At 64.5% G+C, this 26,180-nt stretch carries 21 protein-coding genes, 1 tRNA gene and 1 pseudogene; 18 read left to right on the top strand and 5 right to left on the bottom strand.

Features of this window, described 5'->3' with window-relative positions; genetic code table 11:
- Window positions 1-65 precede the first annotated feature (65 nt).
- From K1X41_RS04635 to K1X41_RS04625, 3 genes are all read left to right on the top strand, one after another.
- A complete protein-coding gene (locus tag K1X41_RS04635; protein WP_220175422.1) occupies window positions 66-470 on the top strand; it encodes a DUF485 domain-containing protein in 405 nt (134 codons plus the stop codon).
- Window positions 467-2,086 (top strand): solute symporter family protein, encoded by a 1,620-nt coding sequence (locus tag K1X41_RS04630; RefSeq protein ID WP_220175421.1) that lies wholly within the window; start codon window positions 467-469, stop codon window positions 2,084-2,086. Before K1X41_RS04635 ends, K1X41_RS04630 begins: the two co-directional genes overlap by 4 nt.
- A 209-nt stretch (window positions 2,087-2,295) precedes the next feature.
- The gene (locus K1X41_RS04625; protein WP_133616042.1) at window positions 2,296-2,733 is read left to right on the top strand and encodes a carboxymuconolactone decarboxylase family protein; all 438 of its coding nucleotides are present in this window, start codon (window positions 2,296-2,298) and stop codon (window positions 2,731-2,733) included.
- A 37-nt stretch (window positions 2,734-2,770) separates the two neighbouring features.
- On the opposite strand, the gene K1X41_RS04620 is transcribed toward K1X41_RS04625, so the two are convergent.
- Together K1X41_RS04620 and K1X41_RS04615 are read right to left on the bottom strand one after the other, a co-directional pair.
- On the bottom strand, window positions 2,771-3,136 hold the full coding sequence (locus K1X41_RS04620; RefSeq protein ID WP_220175420.1) for a GntR family transcriptional regulator: 366 nt from the start codon (window positions 3,134-3,136) through the stop codon (window positions 2,771-2,773).
- On the bottom strand, window positions 3,133-4,224 hold the full coding sequence (locus K1X41_RS04615) for a hypothetical protein (RefSeq protein ID WP_220175419.1): 1,092 nt from the start codon (window positions 4,222-4,224) through the stop codon (window positions 3,133-3,135). The genes K1X41_RS04620 and K1X41_RS04615 overlap by 4 nt, the downstream gene beginning before the upstream one ends.
- A gap of 106 nt (window positions 4,225-4,330) precedes the next feature.
- Between K1X41_RS04615 and hisS the strand changes: the two genes are divergently transcribed.
- From hisS to K1X41_RS04585, 6 genes are all read left to right on the top strand, one after another.
- A complete protein-coding gene (gene hisS / locus K1X41_RS04610) occupies window positions 4,331-5,629 on the top strand; it encodes a histidine--tRNA ligase (protein ID WP_220175418.1) in 1,299 nt (432 codons plus the stop codon).
- A gap of 229 nt (window positions 5,630-5,858) precedes the next feature.
- Window positions 5,859-6,293, top strand: coding sequence for a VOC family protein (locus K1X41_RS04605; protein ID WP_133616048.1), 435 nt, complete (start codon window positions 5,859-5,861; stop codon window positions 6,291-6,293).
- A gap of 111 nt (window positions 6,294-6,404) precedes the next feature.
- Entirely contained in the window at window positions 6,405-7,685 is a 1,281-nt protein-coding gene (eno, locus tag K1X41_RS04600; RefSeq protein ID WP_132204653.1) for a phosphopyruvate hydratase, read from the top strand.
- A gap of 30 nt (window positions 7,686-7,715) precedes the next feature.
- Complete coding sequence (locus K1X41_RS04595) at window positions 7,716-8,243, top strand: FtsB family cell division protein (protein ID WP_132204655.1); 528 nt, start codon at window positions 7,716-7,718, stop codon at window positions 8,241-8,243.
- Complete coding sequence (locus K1X41_RS04590) at window positions 8,240-8,722, top strand: DUF501 domain-containing protein (protein ID WP_220175417.1); 483 nt, start codon at window positions 8,240-8,242, stop codon at window positions 8,720-8,722. Before K1X41_RS04595 ends, K1X41_RS04590 begins: the two co-directional genes overlap by 4 nt.
- 189 nt (window positions 8,723-8,911) lie before the next feature.
- Entirely contained in the window at window positions 8,912-10,252 is a 1,341-nt protein-coding gene (locus K1X41_RS04585; protein ID WP_133616050.1) for an NAD(P)/FAD-dependent oxidoreductase, read from the top strand.
- A gap of 368 nt (window positions 10,253-10,620) precedes the next feature.
- On the opposite strand, the gene K1X41_RS04580 is transcribed toward K1X41_RS04585, so the two are convergent.
- Window positions 10,621-12,093 (bottom strand): helix-turn-helix transcriptional regulator, encoded by a 1,473-nt coding sequence (locus tag K1X41_RS04580; protein ID WP_133616052.1) that lies wholly within the window; start codon window positions 12,091-12,093, stop codon window positions 10,621-10,623.
- 122 nt (window positions 12,094-12,215) lie between these two features.
- Here K1X41_RS04580 and K1X41_RS04575 point away from each other — a divergent pair, with 122 nt between their 5' ends.
- Window positions 12,216-14,063, top strand: coding sequence for a phosphoenolpyruvate carboxykinase (GTP) (locus K1X41_RS04575; RefSeq protein ID WP_220175776.1), 1,848 nt, complete (start codon window positions 12,216-12,218; stop codon window positions 14,061-14,063).
- A gap of 323 nt (window positions 14,064-14,386) precedes the next feature.
- Complete coding sequence (locus tag K1X41_RS15920) at window positions 14,387-16,339, top strand: putative Ig domain-containing protein (RefSeq protein WP_220175416.1); 1,953 nt, start codon at window positions 14,387-14,389, stop codon at window positions 16,337-16,339.
- A 522-nt stretch (window positions 16,340-16,861) separates the two neighbouring features.
- On the opposite strand, the gene K1X41_RS04565 is transcribed toward K1X41_RS15920, so the two are convergent.
- A tRNA-Leu gene (locus tag K1X41_RS04565) sits at window positions 16,862-16,935 on the bottom strand.
- A 129-nt stretch (window positions 16,936-17,064) separates the two neighbouring features.
- Here K1X41_RS04565 and K1X41_RS04560 point away from each other — a divergent pair.
- From K1X41_RS04560 to K1X41_RS04530, 7 genes and pseudogenes are all read left to right on the top strand, one after another.
- Window positions 17,065-17,214: a hypothetical protein gene (locus tag K1X41_RS04560; protein WP_220175415.1), complete on the top strand. Its 150-nt coding sequence runs from the start codon at window positions 17,065-17,067 to the stop codon at window positions 17,212-17,214.
- 205 nt (window positions 17,215-17,419) lie between these two features.
- A pseudogene (locus K1X41_RS04555) lies at window positions 17,420-18,672 on the top strand (alanine racemase).
- A gap of 77 nt (window positions 18,673-18,749) precedes the next feature.
- Window positions 18,750-20,009: a D-arabinono-1,4-lactone oxidase gene (locus tag K1X41_RS04550; RefSeq protein ID WP_258566653.1), complete on the top strand. Its 1,260-nt coding sequence runs from the start codon at window positions 18,750-18,752 to the stop codon at window positions 20,007-20,009.
- A gap of 122 nt (window positions 20,010-20,131) precedes the next feature.
- Window positions 20,132-20,701 (top strand): LemA family protein, encoded by a 570-nt coding sequence (locus tag K1X41_RS04545; RefSeq protein ID WP_132204669.1) that lies wholly within the window; start codon window positions 20,132-20,134, stop codon window positions 20,699-20,701.
- Window positions 20,702-20,713: 12 nt separating this feature from the next.
- Window positions 20,714-21,586: a M48 family metallopeptidase gene (locus tag K1X41_RS04540; RefSeq protein ID WP_132204671.1), complete on the top strand. Its 873-nt coding sequence runs from the start codon at window positions 20,714-20,716 to the stop codon at window positions 21,584-21,586.
- 235 nt (window positions 21,587-21,821) lie between these two features.
- Complete coding sequence (locus K1X41_RS04535) at window positions 21,822-23,372, top strand: MFS transporter (protein WP_220175775.1); 1,551 nt, start codon at window positions 21,822-21,824, stop codon at window positions 23,370-23,372.
- A gap of 168 nt (window positions 23,373-23,540) precedes the next feature.
- Window positions 23,541-25,034 (top strand): aspartate ammonia-lyase, encoded by a 1,494-nt coding sequence (locus K1X41_RS04530; protein WP_132204673.1) that lies wholly within the window; start codon window positions 23,541-23,543, stop codon window positions 25,032-25,034.
- Between the two features lie 248 nt (window positions 25,035-25,282).
- On the opposite strand, the gene K1X41_RS04525 is transcribed toward K1X41_RS04530, so the two are convergent.
- Window positions 25,283-26,149 carry a fumarylacetoacetate hydrolase family protein gene (locus tag K1X41_RS04525; protein WP_132204675.1) on the bottom strand — a complete coding sequence of 289 codons (867 nt, stop codon included), beginning with the start codon at window positions 26,147-26,149 and terminating at the stop codon, window positions 25,283-25,285.
- Window positions 26,150-26,180: the final 31 nt, after the last annotated feature.

The raw sequence follows: 26,180 nt of genomic DNA, 5'->3' as shown, positions 1-26,180 counted from the left end.
GTGAGCTCCCCCTGTTGGTTCCTGATGTTCCAGTTGTCTATCCGACCGTGTGGCAAGGAGGCCCCATGAATGCTGCTGTACCCCCTGATGTCGACGACGGCGCCGAACCGCGCAGCGACACCCCGATCGACTACGTCGCGTTCCAGGCGCACCCTGAATTCCAGGAGTTCAAACACCGATTTCGACGCTTCGTGTTTCCGATCGCAATTGCGTTCATCGTGTGGTTTCTCGCATTTGTGCTGCTCGCTGCATACAACCATGGCTTCATGGCAACCCCGTTTCTCGGGATGAACGTTGGGCTGTGGCTCGGCCTCGCCCAGTTCGTCACGACGTTTGGGATCACGATGTGGTACGTGTCTTTCGCCAACAAGCGGCTTGACCCCGCATCGACCGCGCTGCGTGCCGAGCTCGAAGCCATAGCAGCGGCTGGGGCCTCGCACGAGCCCCCGACGACAGGAGACCCACGATGAATCTCACCACGTCGTTTGTGACGCAACCGAGCGCTGAGCAAAACCCCGTGCTCAACATCTCGATCTTTCTCGCATTCGTTGCGGTCACGATGGTGATTGTGATCCGCGCGAGTCGAAACAACCGGAGCGCGGCCGATTTCTACGCCGGCGGTCGCTCGTTCACGGGCCGCCAGAACGGCGTGGCTATTGCGGGTGACTACCTCTCGGCCGCATCATTCCTCGGTATTTGCGGTGCGATCGCGATCTATGGGTACGACGGGTTCCTCTATTCGATCGGGTTCCTCGTGGCCTGGCTCGTTGCGCTGCTGCTCGTTGCTGAGCTGATGCGGAATACTGCGAAGTTCACGATGGCGGACGTCCTGTCGTTCCGGCTTCGTCAGCGCCCGGTGCGTATGGCCGCTGCGCTCACTACGCTCGCCGTGTCCTTCTTCTATCTCCTTGCGCAAATGGCGGGAGCTGGGGGACTCGTGTCGCTGCTGCTGGGCGTCGACGATGGTCTCGGTCAGTCGCTCGTGATCGCCGTGGTCGGTGTCGTCATGATCATGTACGTACTCATTGGTGGGATGAAGGGTACGACGTGGGTCCAGATCATCAAGGCCGTGCTACTGATCGCGGGTGCCGGCGTGATGACGGTGTGGGTGCTCGCGCTCAACGGCTTCAATTTCGGGGCCGTGCTCGACGCCGCGGTGAACAACCCGGAAAACGTGAACGGAGACGCGATCCTCTCTCCTGGCCTCCAGTACGGGGCAAACCCGCTTGACTTTGTATCGCTGGCGCTGGCGCTCGTGCTCGGCACCGCGGGCCTCCCGCACGTGCTGATGCGGTTTTACACGGTGCCGACCGCGAAAGAAGCGCGCCGCTCAGTGGTGTGGGCAATCTGGCTGATCGGGATCTTCTACCTCTTTACGCTCGTGCTCGGCTACGGTGCCGCGGCGCTCGTTGGCCCGGAGACGATCGTGAACTCGCCAGGAGGGCAAAACTCGGCGGCACCGCTGCTCGCGGCTGAACTCGGAGGACCGCTGCTGCTCGGCTTCATTTCCGCCGTCGCGTTCGCCACGATCCTTGCGGTGGTTGCCGGTCTCACAATCACTGCATCGGCGTCGTTTGCGCACGACATCTATAACAGTGTGATCAAGAAGGGGACGGCATCCGCCAAACAAGAGGTGCGGGTCGCCAAAATCACCACACTCGTGATCGGTGCGGCCGCGATCCTCGGCGGCATCGGCGTACAGGGGCAGAACGTGGCGTTCCTGGTCGCGCTCGCTTTCGCGGTCGCGGCGTCGGCGAACCTGCCGACGATTCTGTACTCGCTGTTCTGGAAGAAGTTCACGACGCGTGGCGCCGTGTGGTCGATGGTGGGTGGTCTGCTCGCGGCCGTGCTGCTGATCGCGTTGTCACCTGTCGTATCGGGGGATGAGACCTCGATGCTGGGCGCCGGTATCGACTTTGCAATCTTCCCGCTGAAGAACCCCGGTATTGTGTCAATCCCGCTCGGCTTCTTCCTCGGATGGCTTGGTTCTGTGACCGACCCCGGCCGCGAATCGAAAAGACTGGCCGCCGAAATGGAGGTGCGTGCGCTCACCGGCTATGGCGCTGAACCGCCGGTGAACCACTAGCGCATGACCTCAGGGCACTGATCCGCCTGGGCTTCGAACTGACGCACTGCGGGATGCGCACTGATCGGCTGGGGCGCGGCACGTGAACGGGGGCCGTGTCCCAGCGGTGTGTCCTTGTCCGGCGGGTCGAGGGCTGGGAGAATGGGGGAGCTACGGGGCGTGGCCCTGCACGGGATGTCCGCCCTCGGAATCGATGAACGGAGCTCGACGTGTCACGGATCAACATCTCGAAACAGCACCCCGATGTGTACCAGCAGACTGCCGCCTTGAGCCAGGCGGCCGAGGCTGCGGCGGCTGCGGCGGGTGTCGATCCGAAGCTCGTGGAACTCGTCAAGCTCCGGGTTTCGCAGCTGAATGGTTGCGCATACTGCTGTCGCCTGCATACGCGAGATGCCGTCGAACTGGGGGAGACCGTCGACCGGCTCGCAGTGCTGCCGGCCTGGTGGGAGTCGCAGTACTTCTCCGAACAGGAGAAAGCGGCGCTCGGGTTGGCTGAGGAAGTGACGCGGCTGTCAGTGCCCGAGCGCAGCGAGTGGGAGAACGGATCGCTGACGCCAGAGCAAGTCTCCGCGATCACGTGGCTGGCGATTGTGATGGGCGCATGGAACCGCATCGCGATCCGCAGTGGGTATCGGGTGGCACCGTAGAGGGCGGGCGACCCGGTGGCGGCCGAATCAGGCGCCGCTACGCGCTCGGGCCGCCCCAGAGCGCTCGTACGACTGCGACGGCGTCATCGACGCTGACGCCGGCGGCCTGTGCCGCCTCAGCAAATGCTCGTGCTCGTTCCACGACTGGTTGCGGGGCGCGCGAGGCGCCAGGGGCAACGCGGGTGCCCGCCGCGGTACGTGTGACGACCAGGCCATCCTGCTCGAGCACGCGGTAGGCCTTCGCCGCGGTGGCCTGCGCCACGTCGAAATCGCGCGCAGTCTGCCGCACCGTGGGGAGCCGTTCGCCGTCTCCAAGCTGGCCGGAGCTGATTGCGCCCCGATAGAGCTCGACGATCTCATCGGCAGTACGGGGGTGGGCAGACTCGCTGGACACGGTATTCATCGTGTCAGTTCAGTTGTGGCGTCCGCGCGCTGGGCGACGCTCGGAGGTTTTGAGGTTCCTGGTCCCTTGGCGGCGCGGGTCCTGGCGAGCGCTGCGCGGACCGTGTCCGTGGCGAGACGGAGCAGGATCGCGGCGCCGATGCCCTGCAGCACGAAGCCGCTCTTGTGCATCAGACCGGCGAAGGCCTGGTAGTTCGAGCCAAGGAAATACACCGGTGTCTCAGCGGTTGAATCACTGTCGATGCCCTGCGAATCAGTCAGGAAATCGGAGCCAACGCTGCGGTCTCCTGCGAACCCGACGTACGCCCACACAGCCCCGAGTGTGAGCAGCAGCGCGCCAAGGATAAGGAACACCATCACGCGGGCCGTAGCCGTGCGCTCGCTGCGCGTGTCTGCCGCGGTGATTCGCGCCGAGACTGGCCGGTGTGAGTCCTGTGCGAGGGCGAGTACCAGCACAACCGCGGCAAGGGCGACGGCGATCAACGTGGCGAGATGATTGGGCCAGCCGGCACCGGCCACATAGCCTGATCCGCCCAGCATCTCGAAGTACACGGGAAGGTCCGTCTGCTCGGGGACGTTGCCGAAGCGATTCGCATCGGCAGGGGCCGACACTCCAATCAGCGTGTGCCAGCCGGTCGTCGCCACGAGCGCGGCTGCGGCACCGGCCGTGATCCACGATGGCAGTGGCGGAGTGAATGCCCACCACTTGCGGCGGGGTGCGAGGGCGCGCTCGCCCGGTGCAGGGAGCGGTTCGCGCCACAGCACAGAGGCTCCGATCCCGATGATGAGTGATGCTGCGAGCAGTGGTGCGGGCCTGCGCAACCAGCCGTCGAAGCCGGTGGTCTCGAACGGGAAGCGGTATGCGAGCCAGTTCGTGAGGGTCGCGACGGCGAGGATCGCGAGCGCGCCGAAGATCCCGAGCCAGGTGAGCACGCTCGCCCGCCCGCCACCGGTGGGGAGGGTAACGAGTGGCCGGCGCACCACCCAGGAGAGCGCAAAAAACACGACGCCGAGGGTGAGCGCGATCTCGATCGGGAAGAGGTCTTTGGCCGTGCGCAGGGTGGAAATGAGCCAGTTCAGCGGATCCACGGTGGTTCCCTTCGTTCGCAACTTGTGGTGCGAGATTAGCACAACTTGTACCGCGATCGTAGATCAAGGTGTGCGCGACCTCGCTGAGGTGGAAGAATGGCTGACTATGGCCAACCCCGTGAACCCGCCGCGCGGCATGCGCGATTTCCTGCCAGCAGACAAGGCACGTCGCGAGCACGCGCTCGGAATCATCAAGAGCGTTTACCGTGCAAACGGCTTCGACGAGATCGAGACGCCAGTGGTCGAGGACTACGCGCGGCTGCACGCTGGCCTCGGAGGCGACAACGAGAAACTGTCCTTTTCGATCCTGAAGCGTGGGATCACGCCTGAGGCGCTCGCCGCAGCAGCTGAGGTTGGAGATGTTGAGCAGCTCGCCGACCTCGGGCTGCGCTTCGACCTCACGGTACCGCTCACCCGGTTCTACGCCTCGCACCGCGCCGAGCTCCCTCCCGTGTTCCGCTCGCTGCAGATTGCTCCGGTCTGGCGTGCTGAGCGCCCCCAGAAGGGGCGCTACCGCCAATTCGTGCAGGCTGACATCGATGTGATTGGGGAGCCGGGCATCCTCGCGGAGATTGAGTTGATCGCGGCGACCTCGCAGACGCTCGCAGAGCTTGGCCTCGAAGGCTGTGTGATCCGCGTCAACGACCGCAGGATCCTGTTTGGGTTGCTCGCGCACTGCGGCTTTGCCGCCGACACGCACGAGCGCGCGCTGATCACGATCGACAAGCTCGACAAGATCGGTGCCGAGGGCGTTGTGGCCGAGCTGCGCGAGATCGACGCCGCCGCGGCCGACAGTCTCGGCGAGGTGCTCGCCGCAGTGGAGCCCGCGATCTCGGGCGATGGGATCCCGCTCACCGGCGAACGCATCGCCGCTGTGTTGCCAGTGGGAGCTGCGGAGGAAGGCGCGACGAACCTGTCCGTACTGGGGGCTGCGCTCGAAGGCATGCTGCCGGAGGGAGTCACCGTGCGCTTCGATCCGACGCTTGTGCGCGGCATGGGCTACTACACCGGCACCATCTTCGAGATCGCACACCCGGGATCCGGCAGCTCTGTCGGGGGCGGCGGCCGCTACGACGGGATGGTGGGTCGATTCCTCGGTCAGGACGTGCCGGCCGTCGGCTTCTCGATCGGTTTCGAGCGCGTGGTTGATCTGATCTCGCTCCCGCAGTCCACGGGCGCCGAAGCAGTCGCGCTGGTATTCGACCAGGACGTCGAATATCCGCAGCTTGTCGCGCTCAAGCGCGAGCTGGTGGCGCGCGGGCACCGTGTGCGGCTCGAGAGGCGGCAGAAGAACATGAAGACGCTGCTCGCCCGCATCGCGGCCGAGGGCTTCACGAGTATCGCGAACGTGCGCCACGGCATCACCTCGGTGGACGAACTCGAGCTCCGCCCGCTCGCAGGCTAACACCACGACGCGCCCACCCGCCCCACCTCACGCAGTTCCGGCTGGTGACTTCGATGCACGCGAAGCACGCAGCCGAGACCCGTGGGGCGGGGGAGCGTGCGGGGCGGGGGATCGTGCGAGGCGGCTTCCCGCGGCTGGCGGGGTGCTCGAAGTTTTTGCTTGACCCGTGAACGGAGCGGTGGGAATCTATCCGCAGAGCCGCACCGCGCGGCTGGATGGGAGTACCACCATGAGCACTCAGATTTTCGTCAACCTCACCACCACCGATCTTGATCGTTCGAAGGCGTTCTACACTGCCCTCGGCTGTGAGATCAACCCGCTGTTCACCGACGAGAACGCCGCGTGCGTCGTGTGGGATGAACAGGTCTTCTTCATGGTGCTCACACACGAGCACTTCGGACAGTTCACCGAAAAGCCGCTCGCTGATCCCACGACATCCGCTCAGGTGATCGTTGCACTGTCCCGAGACTCGCGCGACGATGTCGACGCCACCCTGGTGGCCGGCCTTGCCGCTGGTGGACGCGAACCGCGCGAGCCGCAAGACTACGGCTTCATGTACTCCCGCACGATCGAGGATCCTGACGGGAATATTCTCGAGTTCCTTTACATGGATCCGGCCGCCGCGGAGCAAGGGCCTGAGTCGTACCTCGCTGACAACGCCTGAGCGTCAGCGGGGCGGCTCCGATCCGGTGGCCGCTAGAATGTGAGGGGTCGGCGATCCCGCCGGTTTTGGTTGCCGAATTGCCAGCAGTGGCAGACACCCGAGGAGCGCATAGTGGCATTTATCGACGCAGTGATCGCACGCGAGATTCTTGATTCCCGCGGAAACCCGACCGTTGAGGTCGAGGTCGGCCTGACTGACGACTCCGTGGGGCGCGCAGCCGTTCCCTCGGGCGCATCGACCGGGGCGTTCGAAGCGTACGAACTGCGCGATGGCGACGCGGAGCGCTACCTCGGCAAAGGGGTGACCAAGGCCGTCGACGCCGTGTTCGACGATCTTGGCCCAGCGATCGAGGGATTCGCAGCTGACGACCAGCGCGTCATCGACGGAGTGCTGCGCGAGGTCGACGGCACTGACAACAAGCAGCGAGTTGGAGCGAATGCGATCCTGGGCGTGAGCCTTGCCGTCGCACACGCCGCAGCCGCCGCAGCAGAGCTGCCGCTCTACCGCTACCTCGGTGGCCCGAACGCTTCGACGCTGCCCGTGCCGCTCATGAACATCATTAACGGTGGTGCACACGCAGACACCGGTGTGGACATCCAGGAGTTCATGGCGGTGCCGCTCGGCGCCGAAACGTTCTCCGAGGGGCTCCGCTGGGGCGTTGAGGTCTACCACGCGCTGAAGGCGCTGCTCAAGGAGCAGGGCCTCTCAACCGGGCTCGGCGACGAGGGTGGCTTCGCTCCGGATCTCCCCACGAACGCTGCGGCGCTCGACCTGATCGTCGAAGCCATCACGCGCGCAGGCTATGAGCCTGGCCGCGATATTGCGGTGGCGCTCGACGTGGCATCGTCCGAGTTCTGCGAGAACGGTGTCTACACGTTCGAGGGCAAGGAGCGTACCGCTGCTGAGATGACCGCGTACTACGCGGATCTGCTCGACCGTTACCCCCTCGTCTCGATTGAGGATCCCCTCGACGAGAGCGACTGGGATGGCTGGAAGCACCTGACCGACGAACTGGGTGCGCGCGTCCAGCTCGTCGGAGACGACCTTTTTGTGACGAACCCTGAGCGCCTCGCTGACGGTATCGCACAGGGGGTCGGCAATTCTCTGCTCGTGAAGGTGAACCAGATCGGCACCCTCACCGAGACGCTCGACGCGGTGCAGCTCGCACAGCGTGCGGGCTACACCGCGATCCTCTCGCACCGTTCCGGTGAGACCGAGGACGTCACGATCGCCGACCTCGCTGTTGCGACGGACTGCGGGCAGATCAAGACGGGCGCCCCCGCGCGCAGCGAGCGCGTGGCGAAGTACAACCAGTTGCTCCGCATCGAAGAAGAGCTCGGCGGGGCCGCGAAGTACGCCGGCCGCGCGGCCTTCCCCCGGTTCACCGCCTAAGCGCTCCGGCGCGCGGAAACGACGAGCACGGTGAAACGCTGGGCAGAAGATCTCGGGGCATGGGCCACGAGTCTGCGTTTCAGCGGATTCACCGTGCTCGTCGTTGTGCTGGTGATGGCGGGGGCCGTGATCGTCAGTCCAAGCCTCTCAACATATGTGCAGCAGCGGCGCGAGATCTCGGAGCTGCGCGAGAGCGTGCGGTTGCACCAGGAAGCAGTGAACGAGATCGACGCTGAGCGCGCGAAATGGAAAGACCCCGTGTACGTGCGTTCCCAAGCGCGTGACCGGCTGTTCTACGTGCTGCCGGGGGAGACCCAGCTCAATGTGATTGACGACATCGTGATGCCCGTCGAGTCTGATGAGGAAACCAGTGCAGAGCTATCGAGGATGAACGACAACTGGGCGCGAGGGCTCGCGAGTTCGTTCCTCAGCGCTGGCACGATGGAAGCCGATCCAGCAACAGCAGACGCCGCGGCGTCAGGATCGGACGCGGACGCGTCTGATCCCACACCCACCACAGATCCTGCCTCCGAAGGCACCGAGGAGACCACCGAATGAGCCGCCCTCCCTACACTGAGCCGACCGAGACCGACATCCTTGCCGTGAGCGAGCAACTGGGCCGCGAGGCACGCGGCGTGGTCGGGATCGCGGCACGAACTGCAGATGGCAGCCCGACTGTGGTTGCCACTGCACCGCGATTGCCTGATGGCTCGCCGTTTCCCACGTTCTACTACCTCTGCCACCCTGACGCCGTTGCGGCCGCTTCGCGGCTCGAGGCCGTCGGCATGATGGTCGAGTTCAACGAGATGCTCGCCGAAGACGAAGAAATGCGAGCGCAGTACGCGGCGGCGCATGAGCAGTACATTGCTGATCGCGACCAGGTCGGAGAGGTGCCCGAACTTGCGGGCGTCAGTGCCGGCGGTATGCCGACGCGGGTGAAGTGCCTGCACGCCCTGATCGGTCACGCACTCGCGGCCGGCCCAGGCGTCAACCCAATTGGCGACCTCGCGCTCGAGCGGAGCGGGTTCAAGCCGTAACCTCAGACTGTGAGAGCAGCGAGAAATCCCTGGATCATCGAATTTTCCACAGTTTTTGGCTGATTCCTCGTCGATGCGTCTGAGAAGGCGCTGAATGCGCGTTAGACTCAGTGCTAGGGCACCAGTTTGCCCGTTCCGCTGTGTCCTGACTAGGACAGTACCCGCACAAAGTACCAAGGAGACCGCCCCGTGGCGAAGAAGATTCTGATCGTTGGCGGTGGCTACGCCGGCTTCTACACCGCATGGAAGCTCGAGAAGCTTCTCCGTGCCGGTGAGGCCGAGATCACCATTGTTGATCCGCTGCCGTACCTCGCGTATCTGCCGTTCCTTCCCGAGGTTGCTGCCGGGTCGATCGAGCCGCGTCACGCGGTCGTCGCCCGTCGTCGTCACCTCAAGCGCACCGCAAATATCGCTGGCAAGGTGACCGGGATCTCGCACGCGACGAAGACGGTCACCATCGCCCCGAACGAGGGCGAGGTCTTTGACTTCGAGTACGACCAGATCGTGGTCACTACGGGCTCCGTATCCCGTACGTTCCCGATCCCCGGCATCGCCGACAACGCGATCGGCATGAAGACAATCGAAGAAGCTGTGGCCGTGCGCGACCGCCTCGTCGGCAACTTCGAGCGGGCGGCCTCGCTTCCGGCCGGCTCCCCAGAGAGAGCTCGCCTCCTGACCGTTACGGTCGTCGGCGGCGGCTTCGCTGGTATCGAGTCGATCTCAGAGCTGCGCTCCTTCGCGACCAGCCTGCTGCGCCGCTACCCGGAGATCACTTTCGACGAAACCAAGTTCCACCTCGTCGAGGCCATGGGCCGGATCATGCCCGAGGTCTCGCAGGAGACCGCGGACTGGGTCGTCAAGGACCAGACTCGTCGCGGCATTGATATCCACCTCGACACGCAGCTCTCCTCCGCGGTTGACGGCAAGATTGAGCTGTCCACCGGCGAGAGCTTCGAGTCCGACCTCATCGTCTGGACTGCCGGCGTGATGCCCCGCCCCTTCCTGCGTGGCACCGACCTCCCGATTGGCCCCCGCGGCCACGTCATCGGCAGCCCGACGCTGCAGATCACCACTGAGGAAGGCGACGTCGTTGAGGGCGCGTGGACCGCGGGTGACACCTCGCAGACTCCCGATATCTCAGCGACCCCCGGCCCCGGCGGCTTCTGCGTTCCGAACGCACAGCACGCTGTGCGCCAGGGACGCCTGCTCGCCAAGAACATCGCGGCATCGCTGCGGAACGAGGGCGTCGCAGAGTACAACCACAAGAATCAGGGTGCCGTCGCTGGCCTGGGCATGAACACCGGCGTGTTCCAGTCGGGCAAGTTCGCAATGCGCGGCTACATCGCCTGGCTCGCGCACCGCTTCTATCACGGCCTTGCGATCCCCACGTGGGAGCGCAAGTGGCGTGTGTTCGGCGGCTGGGTTGGCCACTTCTTCCTGGGCCGCGACGTCGTCAACATCGAGGCAACGCAGGAGCCCCGCGCGATCTTCGAGGAGTTCGCCTCGCGCCCCAAGGCTGCGGCGGAGTAAGCTCTCGCCCGCACACACGAATGCCCCGGAAGCCACTGGCCTCCGGGGCATTTGTGTGTGTGCGGTGCCGGTTTTGCGCAGTCCCGAGGGGTCCTTACACATTCCCAGGGCTCCTTGTACACTCCCAGGCCTCCTTGCGCATTGCTAGGGGGCCTTGCACGCTCCCAGGGGTCCCAGATGGCGGCTCCTGCGTGCGAGAAGCAGCCTTCTGGGGCCCCTCGATAGGGGGGGCGAGGTCCGCGGATCTCTCCAGGACGTCCTTCATGGGTCGATTTTTGGGCGTTCAGCCCGTCGAAGCCCCGAAAATCGACCCATGAACGCGAGTGGCGGGTTCGGAGAAGCGCACCCGGTCAGCCCGCCAGCACTCCCTACTCGGTGGCTGGCGCGTGCTTGCTCAGGAACTGGTACATCTCCGTGTCGTCGACGCCGGGGAAGGTGCCGGCCGGGAGCGGAGAGAGCACGTGCGCGTGCATGCGAGCGCTCGGCCACGCCTTCCCCTCCCACCGTGAGAGCATTCCGGGTTCTGGGGTGCGGCAGCAGGCCGGATCCGGGCATGTCGATGACTTCCGCACGCTCGTATCCCGCCCGCGGAACCACTTCGCATCGTCGAAGGCCACGCCACACGCGATCGCGAACGGGCCGAGCTCAGCATCGCCGGTCTGCACACTCGTCCAGAACGTGCCGTTCGGTGTGTCGGTGAACTGATAGAACTCGCTCGTGCGGTTGGTGCGGTTGAACGCCGTGCGGCCGCCCCACTTGTGGCACAGCACCTCGCCCTCGATCGAACCAGAGTCATCGCTCGGAAACGGGAGCTCGTCGTTCTCGTAGCCGCGCACCAGCGTGCCGGATCCGTCGGCGCGGTAGTGGTGCACGCGGAGACCGAGATGGGTCGTCGCGAGGTTCGTGAAGCGATGTGCGGCTGCTTCGTGGGTCACCCCAAATGCGTCCCGGAAGTCCTCAATCGCGAGGTTGCGATTGCGCTTGGCGTCCTGGAGGAAGTCGACAGCGCGTGCTTCTGGCATGAGGCAGGCCGCTGCGAAGTAGTTGATCTGGAGCCGCTGTTCGAGAAATTCTGCATAACTTGCCGGTTCGGAGTGGCCAAGGACGCGGTGTGCCATCGCCTGCAGCGCAAGGGAGCGCAGACCATGACCGCCGGGAATCGAGGCGGGGGGTAGATAGATGCGTCCATTCTCGAGGTCCGTGATGCTGCGGGTATTCGAGGGGAGATCGTCGACGAACATGAGGGTGAAGCCGAGGAGTTCGGCGAGCATCGCCACCTGCCGGTGCGTCACAGCGCCGGCGGTGTGCCCGATCCGGCGCATCAGATCCGACGCAATGAGCTCGATATCGGGGATGTAGTTGTCTTGCTCACGCATCTTGAGCCGAATCGCGGTGTTCACACGGCGCGCTTCCTCTGAAGTGGTGGCCGCGGCTCGGGACCGGCGTGCAAGTTCCCGGTGCAGACCAACGAGTGATTCGAGCGCTTCGTCACCGAGTGTGCGTGGCGTGCGCACATGGGGAAGTCCAAGCCGCTGGTAGCCCGGCGCCGCCTGCGCGCGCTCAAGTTCAATCTCGAGTGCGCTGCGCGGATCCGGAGCCTCGCCGGTGAGGAACAGGGCTGGATCGACGCTGAGTTCCCGCCCGAGTGCCTGCAGCAGACTGAGTTTGGGCTCGCGGCGCCCGTTCTCAATCAGGGAGAGCTGGCTTGCGACCACGCCGACACGTTCGCCCAGCTGATCGAGTGTCAAGCCGGCAGCTGTGCGGAAGTGCCTGAGACGCTTACCGAGCACAAGCCGGTCGAAATTCACGTCTGAGGCTGGAGAAGCGCTGTTCGGGGCCATAAGTTGACTATACGGCAAAAAAGACAAAAGTTTACGGCCGTTTTGGTGAATGGAGGATGAATTCGTTCCCCAGAATGGAGATGTCACCGATTCTTCACCAGAGTGATCCTGAGGAGCACGACATGGGCAGCAACCAGACCATCGAGACCGAACTCTCGATCGCGGATCTTGTATCCGCAGACGCGACGACGACGAACCCCGAAGTACTGCAGTGGGTGACCGAAGTCGCGGAACTCACGAGGCCGGACTCAGTCGTGTGGTGCACCGGCTCACAGGACGAGTGGAACCGCATCACCTCCGAGATGGTCGAAGCTGGAACGCTGATCCCGCTGAACAAGGATCTCCGTCCCGGCAGCTTCCTCGCTCGCTCGCACCCGGCGGACGTGGCCCGCGTGGAGGATCGCACGTTCATCTGCTCGGTCGATGAAGCAGACGCAGGCCCCACGAACAACTGGGTCGCCCCCGCGGAAATGAAGGCCGAGCTGATGCCGATCTTCGAGGGCTCCATGCGCGGCCGCACGATGTACGTTGTGCCGTTCTCGATGGGCCCCGTTGGTGGCGCCATCACCCAGCTGGGGATCGAGATCACCGACTCCCCGTATGCCGTGCTCAACATGCGGATCATGACTCGCATGGGCCAGACCGCGCTCGATGGCATCCTGCCCGGCGGCGAGTGGGTGCGCACCGTGCACTCGGTCGGTGCACCGCTTGAATACGGCGACGCGGGTGACGCCTGGCCCTGCAACGATCTCAAGTACATCACGCACTTCCCGGAGACCCTCGAGGTCTGGTCGTACGGCTCCGGCTACGGCGGGAACGCGCTGCTCTCGAAGAAGTGCTTCGCACTGCGCATCGCGAGCGTCATGGGAAAGAACGAGGGCTGGCTTGCTGAGCACATGCTCCTCCTCAAGCTGACGAACACCACGTCGGGCAAGGCGTACCACCTCTCAGCGGCGTTCCCTTCTGCATGCGGGAAGACAAACCTCGCAATGCTGCAGCCCACGATTCCCGGCTGGAAAGTCGAGACGATCGGCGACGATATCGCGTGGTTGCGCCCCGGACCCGATGGTCGTCTCTACGCGATCAACCCCGAGGCAGGCTTCTTCGGCGTAGCTCCGGGCACCGGCGAGACGACGAACCCCGTCGCGATGGAGACCCTCTGGGGCAACACCATCTACACCAACGTCGCGCTGACCGATGACGGCGACGTCTGGTGGGAGGGGAAGACCGATGAGGTCCCCGAGCACCTCGTTGACTGGCAGGGCAACGACTGGACGCCCGAGTCCGGCCGCGTGGCCGCCCACCCGAACTCGCGCTTCACCGTGCCGATCCAGCAGACGCCCACGCTCGCGCAAGATTGGTACGAGCAGAACGGCGTACCGCTCGACGCGATTCTGTTCGGTGGACGTCGCGCCACCAATGTTCCCCTTGTTGCGCAGTCCCTGTCGTGGGACCACGGCGTGTTCGTCGGTGCAACGATCTCTTCGGAGAAGACAGCAGCCCAGGAGGGCACTGTCGGCGAGCTGCGTCGCGATCCATTCGCGATGCTCCCGTTTTGCGGCTACAACATGGCCGACTACTGGGGACACTGGCTCGAAATGGGGGAGACGCTGGGCGACAAGGCGCCGAAGATCTTCCAGGTCAACTGGTTCCGGAAGGGTGCTGACGGTCGTTTCCTGTGGCCAGGATTTGGGGAGAACTCCCGCGTCATCGACTGGATCATTCGCCGCGTTGAGGGCGATGTGACCGGGCGCGAGACCGCGATCGGAACGGTTCCCGCCGATGGAGAACTGAACCTCGCAGGTATCGACGTTCCCGCCAGCGATCTTGCGGAGCTGTTTGCCATCGACTCCCAGTCCTGGCTCGCAGAAGCCGACCTCACAGAAGAGTTCTTCGCTCAGTTCGGCGATCGCCTCCCCGAGGCGCTGCAGAGCCAGCTCGCGGGCCTGCGCGCCCGCCTCAGCGCGTAGCACGCGCTCGCAGCACTGCACGCGCAGTACTGCCCTCAGACGGTAAACCCCGCCATTCTGCCCAATGGCGGGGTTTACTCATGTGCCCTGCCAGGCGCTCGCGGTGATCTGACACCACTTAAACGCAGCGTTTTCTCCCACAGGTGTTACTCACCGCGAGACGACCTCCTACTCAGGCTTTGAGTCCCTGCATAGCTTTGAACGTAGGGGGAATAAGCATGGGCCCCCTGAGCGCAGCGGACTCCCGCAGCGCTCCACCCCGCGGCCACATCCCGCGCGGTATCGGTGGCCCGGAAGGGCCTGGGGGAAGGAGTGCCTTTCGCATGGGCGCTGCACGACTATTGGAGAAGACTCAGACTCGCGCAATCATCGGGACTGCACTCGCGGGCGTACTCACGCTGACACTGGCAGCCCCCGCGTTTGCGCTCGACCGGCCGTCGGAGCCGAACGACGGCGCGCCTGGAACGCGCTCATCCGCGACGTCGTTTACCCCTGATCTTCAGACCGAGATCGAGATCGGCGAAGCAAGCCGTCCAAGCGACTTCGTCGCTTCGCCTGATGGGACCACCGGCTATGTGGTGGGAGACGAGCTCAGTGAGTTCGTTGTGATCGATATGGCGTCTCGGGAAGTCGTGCAACGGATTCCCTTGCCGTCCATTGGTGCTGGATACATTCGATTGAGCACTGACGGCACTCGTGCCTACTTCGCGCTCCAGGAGGAGTACTTCTCCACTGGAATCGGCGCTATCGACCTCACCACGGGGACGCTATTGCCTGAATTCGCAGCAGCCCCCGACCACATTCAGGAAATTGCGGTCTCTCGCGACGGCAATTCAGTGTTCGTGTTGGGACTCAACGGGTTGCTCCTGAAGCTTGATGCATACTCGGGCGAAGAACTTGCCCGGGTGCAACTCCAAGGCTCGAACGCTCACGCACTCGCACTGATCCAGGACGACTCGAAGATCCTGGTCGGAAGAGAATCCCACGTGCTCACGCTCGCGGCAGACACACTCGAGCTGCTCGAAGATGTCACGCTGCCGGGTATCAATTCAGTTGGAACGCTCCGGGTGGACGGCACCGACGAGCGCGTCTATTTCGCAGACAGCTCGGGGACACGCCTCGGTACGTTCAACCCAGTTTCGGACGAAATCATCGCCCAGGCGTCCGTGGGGAGCCCCATGCACGAGGTGATCGGCTTCGACACACTGGATCGTGCCTTCGGAAACGTGCCGTACTGGGATCTACTGATGGCAGCCGATCTCACGAGCGGGAAACGCTCCGAGAGCTTCCGTGCGACCCCCACGGCACCCTTCTCCATCAATAAGAATCCAGTTACGGGTGAATTGCTCTCTGCAAACGGAGGGTGGAGTAACGCGGAGAAGGGCAGCACCGTCACGATTGTGAATACGCCGAGCGTTGCAGATCCGTCCGATGTGCACATCACTGATCCCGGTGAGCTGGTGCGCTTTGAAACCAATGCCGTGGGCATCAAACGAGGCAATGGCGGCGGAGTGATGTGGCAGTCTTCTGCCGATGGAGAAACCTGGACCGACATCGAAGGGGCAGTGGATGAGCAACTGGAGGTGGTGGCGACCGCTGCAGCGGTTGAGCAGCAGTACCGTGTGCGTTGGCGCGACGATTTCTGGGGTCAGTCCGGGACCAGCGCGGCGGCACGAATCACGACACCAGCACCTCAGATCACGTTCGAGGGTCCGTTGGCTGACGGTATCGTTGGCGAGGCATACCCTGACACCGTGATTACCGCGACGGGGTACTCCGACCTGAACTGGGCCGTGCGTGACGCCGAAGCTCTGACCGCTTTGCCCGCGGGTATGCGCATCGATGCGGCCAGCGGAACACTGCATGGCACGCCAACTGCGGCCGGGAGCTTCACGTTCACCGTGGAAGTCACAGATGCGTTTGGGACCGACATGCGTGACTACACGCTTGTGGTCAGCGAAGCGGACGAACCGACGGGCCCGACAGATCCAACTGGCCCGACCGGCCCGACAGATCCCACCGGTCCGACTCTTCCATCGACCCCTGGCGATGGGACGGACTCACCGAGTCCCGCTCAACCGAAAGATCCTGCTGCCCAGGCGAGCGGTGCTGAGGGGCACACCGCTGCAGCGACGCTCAGCCAGACTGGTGCTGGGACGCCGCTCTTCGCCGCACTGATCGCCGCCGGTGCGATCGCACTCGGAAGCGCTGGAGTGTTCTTCGCGCGGAGGCGCAGCACCGCGTCCGAGGCCGGACGAGGACGCCGCGAGCGGTAAAACGAGGTCAGATCGGCGCTGGGCCGGGGAACAGGTGTCCTCGGCCCAGCGCCGATCAGCTCACACCGGGAGCGGAGCTTCGACGGTGCCGACTCGGCCCTGTCGTTCGTTCGGCCTCAGCGCGCGCCCACACGTCAGGGTGCCAAGCTCCCGGTGCGGACGAGCTCCGCAACGGCCACTCTGGTCGCCCATGGTGACCTGGCGTGACTGCTCACGAGGTCCGCGCTCACGACTGCATGAGCGCGCTGTCGGGAGCCGGCATGCCGCTTTCCCGAGAACCGAAACTGCGCCCGTACTCACGGCGGCGAGAATCTCGAGCCATGAGCCATGAGCCATGAGCCATGAGCCATGAATGGTCGCGGGCAGTGCGGTCCTCGACTTTGCGTGCACCGAGTGCTCCGCGAACCTGAGCTCACATGAGGCCTGTGTATCGCTCGTCTCCAAAGCGCCGAGTGAACGCTGACGTGGCACAGGCGACGACAGAGGCGCACTGCGTGCTGCCGCCCGAACGGCTGCCCGCCGTCCCCCCACAGGGATTCGAACCCTGACTGTGTCGATTTTAAGTCGATTGCCTCTGCCAGTTGGGCTATGGGGGGCCACTGCAATGCTCCCATAGCCGCGGGTCTCTCCTCCACTTGGCGCTACACCTCGCGTGTGCGGTCGCGTTGCGGAGCGTCACCGGGGTCAGCAGACGCCAGGGCACGCGCCCCGAGTACACTGCTCGCGTGGCCTTCGCGAAAATTCTGCTCATCATCGTCATTGTCCTGGTGGTGGCGCTGGCGCTGCTCATGCGGGTACGCGCTTGGCGCGCACGGCGCACGGCTGCGAAGCGTGCCTGGCAGGCAGAGGTCGATCGGGCTATCCGCGAGAGTTGAAGCGGTCGCTCGGACGGGGTTCGTGTCCCCGAGGGGAGTGCCTACGCAATTGCAGGGCGCTCACCCCACACGAAGCGCCGCCCGCTGCGAGAAATCCGAGTCGACGATCTGAACAGCATCGTGCTGAATCGCTCGAATCCGAAGAGCCTGGGCAGCGAGAACACTTCCTTCCCATGCGCCGTCTGGATGCGGATACACTGCGTTCATGACTCTGGATCTCACGGGGCCCGATGTAGTGGCCGCGGCGGCGCTGGCGCCCTGGTTGGATGCTGAACGCTACTGGAGCATGCTTGACGCTGCGACACAGGATCGGGCGGCCCCGGTCCTCGCTCTGAGCGTCGCCGCGCTCCGGCGCAACGCCGACGATCTCGCGCGGCGAGCAGGCGGACTCCCGATCCGGGTGGCGAGCAAGTCGGTGCGCTCCCGCGCCGTGCTCGATGCCGTGCTCGCCTTGCCCGGCTTCCGCGGCGTGCTCGCCTACACCGTTGCCGAGGCAAACTGGCTGGCTGAGACGCTTCCCGACGTGGTGGTCGCATATCCGAGTGTTGACCGTGCAGCGATTCGTGAGCTCGCGACGGGCGCCCCCGAACTCGCTGCACGCGTCACGCTTATGGTGGACAGCGTGGAACAGCTCGACCTGATCGACGCTGTGGCCGCGCCAGCGGAGCGGGCGCCGATCCGGATCTGTATCGATCTCGATGCCTCGTGGCGTTCGCGGGTGCTGGGGCACATCGGGGTGCGACGTTCGCCGCTGCACAGCCCGACAGAACTGAGCGAGTTCGCACGGCTCGTCGTTGGGAGACCGGGCTTCACGCTCGTGGGAATTATGGCGTACGAAGCACAGATCGCTGGGGTCGGCGATCGGCCGGGGAGCCGTGCCCAGGCTGCCCTGTTGCGCCGGGTGCAGCAGTCGAGCGGGGCAGAGCTTGCCGAGCGGCGCGCGCTCGCCGTCGCCGCGGTGCGCGAAATCGCAGATCTCGAGTTCGTCAATGGGGGCGGCACTGGATCTGTCGGCCAGACCGCAGCTGAGGCGGCGGTGACCGAGGTAGCCGCTGGCAGCGGGCTCTACGGGCCGCACTTGTTCGATCACTACTCGGCGTTTGATGTGGCGCCCGCGCTGGGCTTCGCGCTCGATGTCGTACGCAAGCCCACAGCTGACCGGGCAACGCTGCTCGGGGGCGGCTGGATCGCGTCGGGACCAGCGGCCGCGGATCGGCTCCCGCTGCCGGTGTGGCCCGTCGGACTGAGCTATGAGCCGCGCGAGGGCGCGGGCGAAGTGCAAACCCCGGTCCGAGGCGACGCAGCGACCGCGCTGCGTCCGGGGATCGTGTCTGGTTCAGGCACACCAAAGCGGGAGAGCCGCTTGAGCACGCGAGCGAGGTGGTCCCGGTGGGCGCGGACGGGGTGGCTGCCGATCCGGTGCTGAGCTATCGCGGTGAGGGGAAGTGCTTCCTGTGATCGGGCGAGTGAGGGGGAGTACGGCAGCACCATCTCGGTGGCACAACTGGGCGCGCACCGCATCTTCGCAGCCCGCAGTGAGCGTTGCTCCCACGTCGATTGAGCACGTGGTGCAGGCGGTGCAGCGCGCGCGAGAGACCGGTCACGTGGTGAAGCCGATTGGTGCCTCGCACAGCTTTACCGGGATCGGAGCGACCGATGGCGTTCGACTCACCATGGATCGGTTGAGCGGGCTGGTCGCAGCGGATCCAGCGACTGGCAGGGTGACGCTTCGCGGTGGCACGAGGCTGTGGCAGCTCCCCGCGATCCTCGGGCCGCTGGGGCTGGCGCTCCCCAATATGGGCGATATTGACCGGCAATCGATTATCGGAGCGACGCAGACGGGCACGCACGGCACCGGCCTCGGCACGGGGCTCGGGGGGATTGCGACCGGCATTGTCGGGTTGCAACTTGTTACCGGCACCGGTGACGTGCTTCGGATTGATGCAACGCACAACTCCGAGCTGCTCCCGGCGGTGGCGCTGGGGCTCGGGGCGCTGGGAGTGATTACCGAGGTGACGCTCCAGTGTGTGCCGAGGTTCTTGCTCGAAGCCGTGGAAGCCCCGGACTCGCTCGACGCCGTGCTTGAGAGCTTCGTTGCACGCTCCAGGGCAGCGGATCACTTCGAGTTCTTTTGGTTTCCTCACACCGACAGTGTGCGCACGAAGACCAACACACGGTTTCCGCTGGAGTACGGGTCCGAACCGCTGGGCAGAGTTTCACGGTTCATCGATGAAGAGCTCGCGAACAACTTCGCGTTTGGCGCCTGTGTCGGAGTCGGGGCCGTTGTGCCCCGCGCCACGCCAGCAATCAACCGTTTCGTCGAAACGATGTCGAGCCGGCGGCGCTACGTCGACGAATCACATCGGGTATTCGTGACGAATCGACGGGTGCGGTTCCGGGAGATGGAGTATGCGGTGCCACTCGAGGCGGTTGCCGATGTGATCCGAGAACTCCGCGCCATGATCGACCGCCGCGGGTATCGGGTGTCGTTTCCCATTGAAGTGCGCTCAGCTGCAGCGGATGAACTGATGCTCTCCACGGCCCACGGGAGGGACTCGGGATATATCGCGGTGCACCGCTACCACCGTGATCGAGATCTCGGCTACTTTCGGGATGCCGAGGCAATCCTTGCAGCGCACGATGGGAGGCCGCACTGGGGCAAGATGCACTCGCGTGTCGCTGCAGAGCTCGGGGAGCGCTATCCGGCTTTCGACCGCTTCCGCGCCATCCGGGAACGTCTCGATCCCGAGCGAGTATTCACGAACCCGTACCTTGCGCGAGTGCTCGGAGACTAGCTGAGACTCGCGGTGCTCTGCGGCGCTGGCTACGCTCGCGACGAGCCGGTGAACCCGCATCGTCGCCCACGAGATCGCGAGTCACACAGCGGTTTCATGGCGAAGCTGGATAGGATGCACGTATGTCTGGTGGATTGATTACCACGCTGATTATTGTCGGCGTCCTCGTTATTCTCGGTATCTATGTCTGGGCGACGTACAACTCGCTCGTGACCTTGCGTGTCCGAGTTGATGAGGCGTGGAGTGACATCACCGTTCAGCTCAAGCGACGTGCGGATCTGATCCCGTCGCTGATTGAAACGGTGAAGGGCTATGCGGCGCACGAGGCCGGCGTGTTCGACGCGGTGACGAAGGCGCGGGCCGAGACGATTTCTGCGCAGGGGCCGGCGGAGGCCTCGCAGGCAGAGAACCACATGCAGTCTGCGCTGAAGAGCATCTTCGCCGTCGCTGAGGCTTACCCGCAGCTCCAGGCCAGCCAGAACTTCCTGCAGCTGCAGAGTGAACTTGTTGACACTGAAAACAAGATCCAGGCCTCACGACGCTTCTTCAACGGCGGTGTGCGCGAGTACAACACCAAGATTCAGGTGTTCCCCAACACCATCTTTGCCCGGGGCATGGGCTTCACGGAGCGTGACTTCTTCGAGGTCGAAGACGTCGCCGCGATCTCAGAGCCGCCCCGCATTCAGTTCTAGTCCGGACCGACCGTGTATAGCGCCATACGACGCAACAAGGTCAACAGCTTCCTGATCATCCTGCTGTTCATCGGCATTGTCGGAGGGCTCGGTTGGCTGGCTGGTGCGATTTACCAGTCGCCAGGAATCGTCATCACGGTCGTGGTGATTTCGATCGGCTACGCCCTCTTCCAGTACTTCATGGCGGGGCGTCAGGCGCTGTCGATGAGCGGCGCGCAGCGGATCACGCAGGCGGACAACCCCCGGTTGTACCGGATCGTCGAGAACCTCTCGATCACCACGGGCACGCCCATGCCCGAGGTGTACATCGTGCACGATCCCGCCCCGAACGCGTTCGCAACCGGCCGCGATCCGGAGCACGCGGTGGTTGCAGCAACCACCGGTCTGCTCGACATCATGACGGACGCTGAGCTTGAGGGCGTCATGGCACACGAGCTCGGACACGTCCGCAACTACGACATTCGCGTCTCGATGATCGTGTACGGGCTGGTGGTTGCCGTCGGCATGATCGCCGATGTGCTTGTGCGGATGGCGTTCTTTAGCCGGAACAACAACAATGGCAACCCGATCGTGCTCGTGTTCGGGCTTGTCGCAATGCTCGTCGCTCCGCTCGTCGCGACACTCGTACAGCTCGCCGTCTCGCGGCAGCGCGAGTACCTTGCTGATGCCACTGGTGCGCTCACCACGCGTCACCCAGAAGCGCTCGCCAGTGCGCTCCACAAGCTTTCCGAGTATGGCCAGCCGCTGCAAAAGCAGCAGTCGAGCATGGCCCACCTCTGGATCGCGGATCCGCTGAAGCCCGGCATGATGCAGAAGCTGTTTGCCACACACCCGCCGATCCCTGAGCGCATCCGTCGCCTGCTCGACATGGGCGGTAAGTTTTAAGATCCTGTGGGCGCGCTGGTGTCTCTGGGCATCACCCGCGTGCGGCGGTATCGGCGCGCATCGTGACGAGCATCGTGGCGCGGATCGCAGCGCGTTATTGCCTGCGTCGGACTGTTCACGCGGATCCTCAGTTCTGCGCGTGGAGCGACAGCGACCTGCGCTGACTCGCGCGAGCACGGACAGGCAGCGATAGGGTAGGAGGAGCCAGAGGAGGTCGCCAACACCCGTGTCAAGCATGTTCCGCTCCCTCTCAGTGCGAAATTACCGCATCTGGTTCGTCGGGGCGCTCGTGTCCAATGTCGGCGCGTGGATGCAGGCCACCACCCAGAACTGGGTCGTGCTGACCGAGCTCACGGCCAACGACGCAGCGGCAGTCGGCACCACAATGGCGCTGCAGTTCGGGCCCCAGCTGCTGCTCGTCCCGTTCAGCGGAGCGGTGGCGGATCGCTTCGACCGGCGCAAGGTACTCCTCGTGACCCAGTCGCTGCTCATGCTGCTCGCATTCGGTCTGGGCGCCCTGCTCGTGTTCGGCGCGGCCGAGATCTGGCACCTCTACGGCTTCGCGCTTGCCCTCGGCATCGTCAACGCCTTCGACACGACCTCGCGCCAGGCGTTCGTTTCAGACTTAGTCGGCAACGACCAACTCTCCAACGCGGTCGCGCTGAACTCAGCCTCGTTCAACTCAGCGCGCCTCATCGGCCCGGCCGTTGCCGGCGTGCTCATCGCCGTGGTCGGGTCTGGGTGGGTCTTCATCATCAATGGTGTCTCCTTCCTCGCCGTGCTTGGCGCGCTGGTGCTCATCACCGCGCGCCGGGTGGCTCCGCCAGTCACGGCACAGCGTGAGTCTCAGCTGCACCAGCTCCTTGCGGGGTTCCGGTATGTACGGAAACGGCATGATCTCCTGGTGATCTTCATGATTGTGTTCCTCGTCGGAGCATTCAGCATGAACTTCCCGGTGATGTCGTCGACGATGGCCGTCGAGTTCGGCAGGGGTGCGAGCGACTACGGCTTGCTCTCCTCGATTCTCGCGATCGGTTCGCTCTCTGGCGCTCTGCTCTCCGCCCGGCGCCCGGCCGCCAGGATGCGAGTGGTGATCATCTCAGTCGGGGGGATCGGAGTCGTGAGCCTCATTGCAGCGCTCATGCCGTCGTTCTGGACGTTCGCGGCGACCCTCGTCTTTCTTGGCCTCGCGATCTCGACGATGCTCACCACGGCGAACGGTTTTGTGCAGACGACCGCGGATCCGGCAGTGCGCGGCCGCGTCCTTGCCCTCTACATGGCGATCCTGATGGGGGGCACTCCGATCGGCGCCCCGCTCGTGGGGGCCGCAGCAAACGCGCTGGGGGCCCGCTCCACACTCATCATCAGCGCCGTCGCCGCGCTGCTCGCGTTCGCGATCGGGATGACCTGGCTGCTCACTGAGCGTGGCCTCAGGTTCCACCGCGAAGGGTGGAATTGGCGCGTCACGCACGTCGGTCGACCTGGCCTCGACGACAACCCCGCACGGCAGTCGGAAACGCTGACCGCACCGATCTCGGTGCTGCGCCGTGAGCCAGATCCAGATCCGCTGGGCGAGTCAGCGCCACAAGAGGTGCCCACCGGAGTCATCCGGCTGGCTGAGCCAGCCGGGGCACGAAATCTCGCCGATGCCGATGCCGATGCCGCTGCCGCTGCCGGTACTGACGTCGAGTTCGAGCGGGGTATTGAGCCCGATAGTGCGGACGAGTCCGAGGCCGAGCCGGATCCCGAGCAGCCCCGGGATCGTCCCGGCCCTGCGCCGCGCTGAACCCGAAATCCCGCACTGTTGCATCCGGTTGCGTGTGCTTTCGTGGCCGGAAATGGATCCGGGGGAGACGCGGCCGCGATCGGCTGGCCGCGGCCTCTGAAGCGGGGTAGGCTGGGTCCGACCCGGCGGCAAGTCCGCACCCTTTCCGAACCTGGAGCAAGATAACCGGTGAGTGACTTTCTGTCCGCCCAGACTCGCACTGAAACGGATTCCCTCGGCAGCGTCGAGATCCCCGCTTCTGCATACTGGGGAGTTCATACTGCCCGTGCGCACGAGAATTTCCCGATCGCACGCCGACCCATCTCGGTGTACCCCGATTTCATCCGAGCCTTCGCGTGTGTGAAGCAGGCAGCAGCGCGCGCCAACCTTGAGATCGGGGCGCTCGACGAGCAGCGCGCCACGCTGATCGACCGTGCGTGCGAGGAAATCAAGACCGGGATGCTGCACGATCAGTTCGTTGTTGGCGTCGTCCAGGGTGGTGCCGGCACATCGAGCAACATGAACGCGAACGAGGTCATTACGAACCGGGCGCTTGAGCTTGCCGGCCACGCCAAGGGTGATTACTCGTACATCAACCCGAACGACCACACGAACCACAGCCAGTCGACCAACGACACGTACCCGACCGCGATCAAGATCTCGCTCGCGTTCTCGCTGGACAGTCTGCTCGAAGAGCTGCGCTTGCTCTCCGAATCGTTCGCCGCTAAGGGCCGCGAGTTCTCGCACATCATCAAGGTCGGGCGCACGCAGTTGCAGGACGCCGTGCCGATGACGCTCGGCCAGGAGTTCAACGCCTTCGCCGTGACGCTGCGCGAGGATATCGAGCGGCTGCAGGAGGCCGTTTCGCTGCTCGGCGAGGTCAACATGGGTGCGACGGCCATCGGCACCGGTATCAACGCGCCGAAGGGCTACAAGGAGGCCGTGATTCGGCACCTTCGTGAGATCACTGAACTCAACTTGGAGACCGCAGGTGACCTCGTGGAGTCCACGAGCGACACGGGCGTCTTTGTGACGTTCTCCGCTGCGCTCAAGCGCAGCGCACTGAAACTCTCGAAGATCTCCAACGACCTCCGTCTGCTGTCCTCCGGCCCGCAGGCGGGCCTCGGTGAGATCAATCTTCCTGCGCGCCAGGCAGGCTCTTCAATCATGCCGGGCAAGGTCAACCCGGTGATCCCGGAAGCTGTTTCGCAGGTGGCCTACGCGATCGCCGGCTCCGATGTCACGGTCTCGATGGCTGTTGAAGCGGGTCAGCTCCAGCTGAACGCATTTGAGCCGATCATCGCACACTCACTGTTCCAGTCGATCACGTGGCTGGAGCGCGCATGCCAGACGCTGCGCGTGAACTGCGTCGACGGGATCACCGCGAATGAGGAGCGCCTTGAGGACATGGTCGCTCGCTCGGTGACCGTGATCACCGCGCTCGCACCGGTCATCGGCTACGCGGAGGCTGCGAAGCTCGCGAAGGAGGCGCTCGCCACAAACGCGAAGGTCTCCGAGCTCGTGGTGTCGCGCGGCCTGCTCGACCAGGAGCAGCTCGACGACATGCTGCAGCCGCAGAAACTCGCTGGCCTCGCACCGGAGACCGGGACGATCGACATCATCCCAGGAGCTCCGCAGAAGCTCGAGTCGGGATCAGAAGCGGACGCTGACACGAACGCGTAGTCCGCAGCGGACCACACACGGTGCCACAGGGGCGGCGGGAGCATATTCCCGCCGCCCCTGTGGCGTGTACCGCTGAGCCGGTTCCCTGGCTCCAGTGCTGCAGTTGCAATCCCGGAATCTCGTGTTGACCTCCGACAACAGAACTCCCCCTCACCGTCACGACGCATTCGTCACAGTGAGGGGGAGTTCGTCACTTCCTGGGGTGCTCTCGGCCGTCGAGGTCGGAGAGCGCGCGGATCCGTGCCGGACTACGCCCTGGTGCAGTGCGAGGTGAGTACACCGACGTTCTCAATGCTGACCGTCACCTCGGTGCCGGGCACGAGATACAGCGGCGGCTTCCGCGAGCGACCGGCGCCGCCGGGGGAGCCGGTCGAGATGACCGTGCCGGGAAGAAGAGTCAGAGACTGCGAGATCGACGCGATGAGCTCTGCGACGGTGCGGACCATGAAACCGGTCGTTGAGTCCTGCACCCGCAGGCCGTCGACATCAGTCGTGATCGCCAGCGCCTGCGGATCCGGAATTTCATCGGCTGTCACGACGACAGGACCAACAGGGGTGAAGCCGTCGAAAGACTTGCAGCGTGACCACTGCGGCTCCTGAAACTGCACGTTGCGGGCCGTGATGTCGTTGATGACGGTGTAGCCAAAGACGTAGTCAAGTGCCTCATCGGCTGTGACGTTCTTGGCTGCTCGGCCGATGACCACTCCGAGTTCGCCCTCGTAGTCCACCTCTTCGCTGATGTGGACCGGGATCGGGACCTCGCCGTTGTGCGCGCCGAGCGAGTTCGGGAAGAGCGAGAACAGCACCGGACCGGAGTCGTTGTCGAGGCTCAGCTCGCTCGCGTGCTCGTCGTAGTTCAGGCCGACGGCGAGCACGATCGGTGCGCCAAGGATGGCGGGTCCGTAGCTCACGTTCGCGAGATCCTGCCAGGCATCGGCGGGGGCTGCGGCAGCGGCCGCGCGGAGCTGATCGACAGCCTCGCCACCAGCCTCGATGAGCTGCTGGAGCGTCGCGTAGTTCGCGCCGAGCGCGCGAGCGGCAACGTATCGCTCGTCGTGCACGACGACGAGCTCGGGGGCAGACGTAGGGGCGGGGATCAGATGCGCGAATCTCACGGTTCCAGGATATCTGACCTGGCGACTCACT

Source organism: Leucobacter luti (assembly GCF_019464495.1).
Classification (GTDB): domain Bacteria; phylum Actinomycetota; class Actinomycetes; order Actinomycetales; family Microbacteriaceae; genus Leucobacter; species Leucobacter luti_A.
Note: the sequence above shows the minus strand (reverse complement) of the source record. Positions and strands in the feature narration are given on the sequence as shown.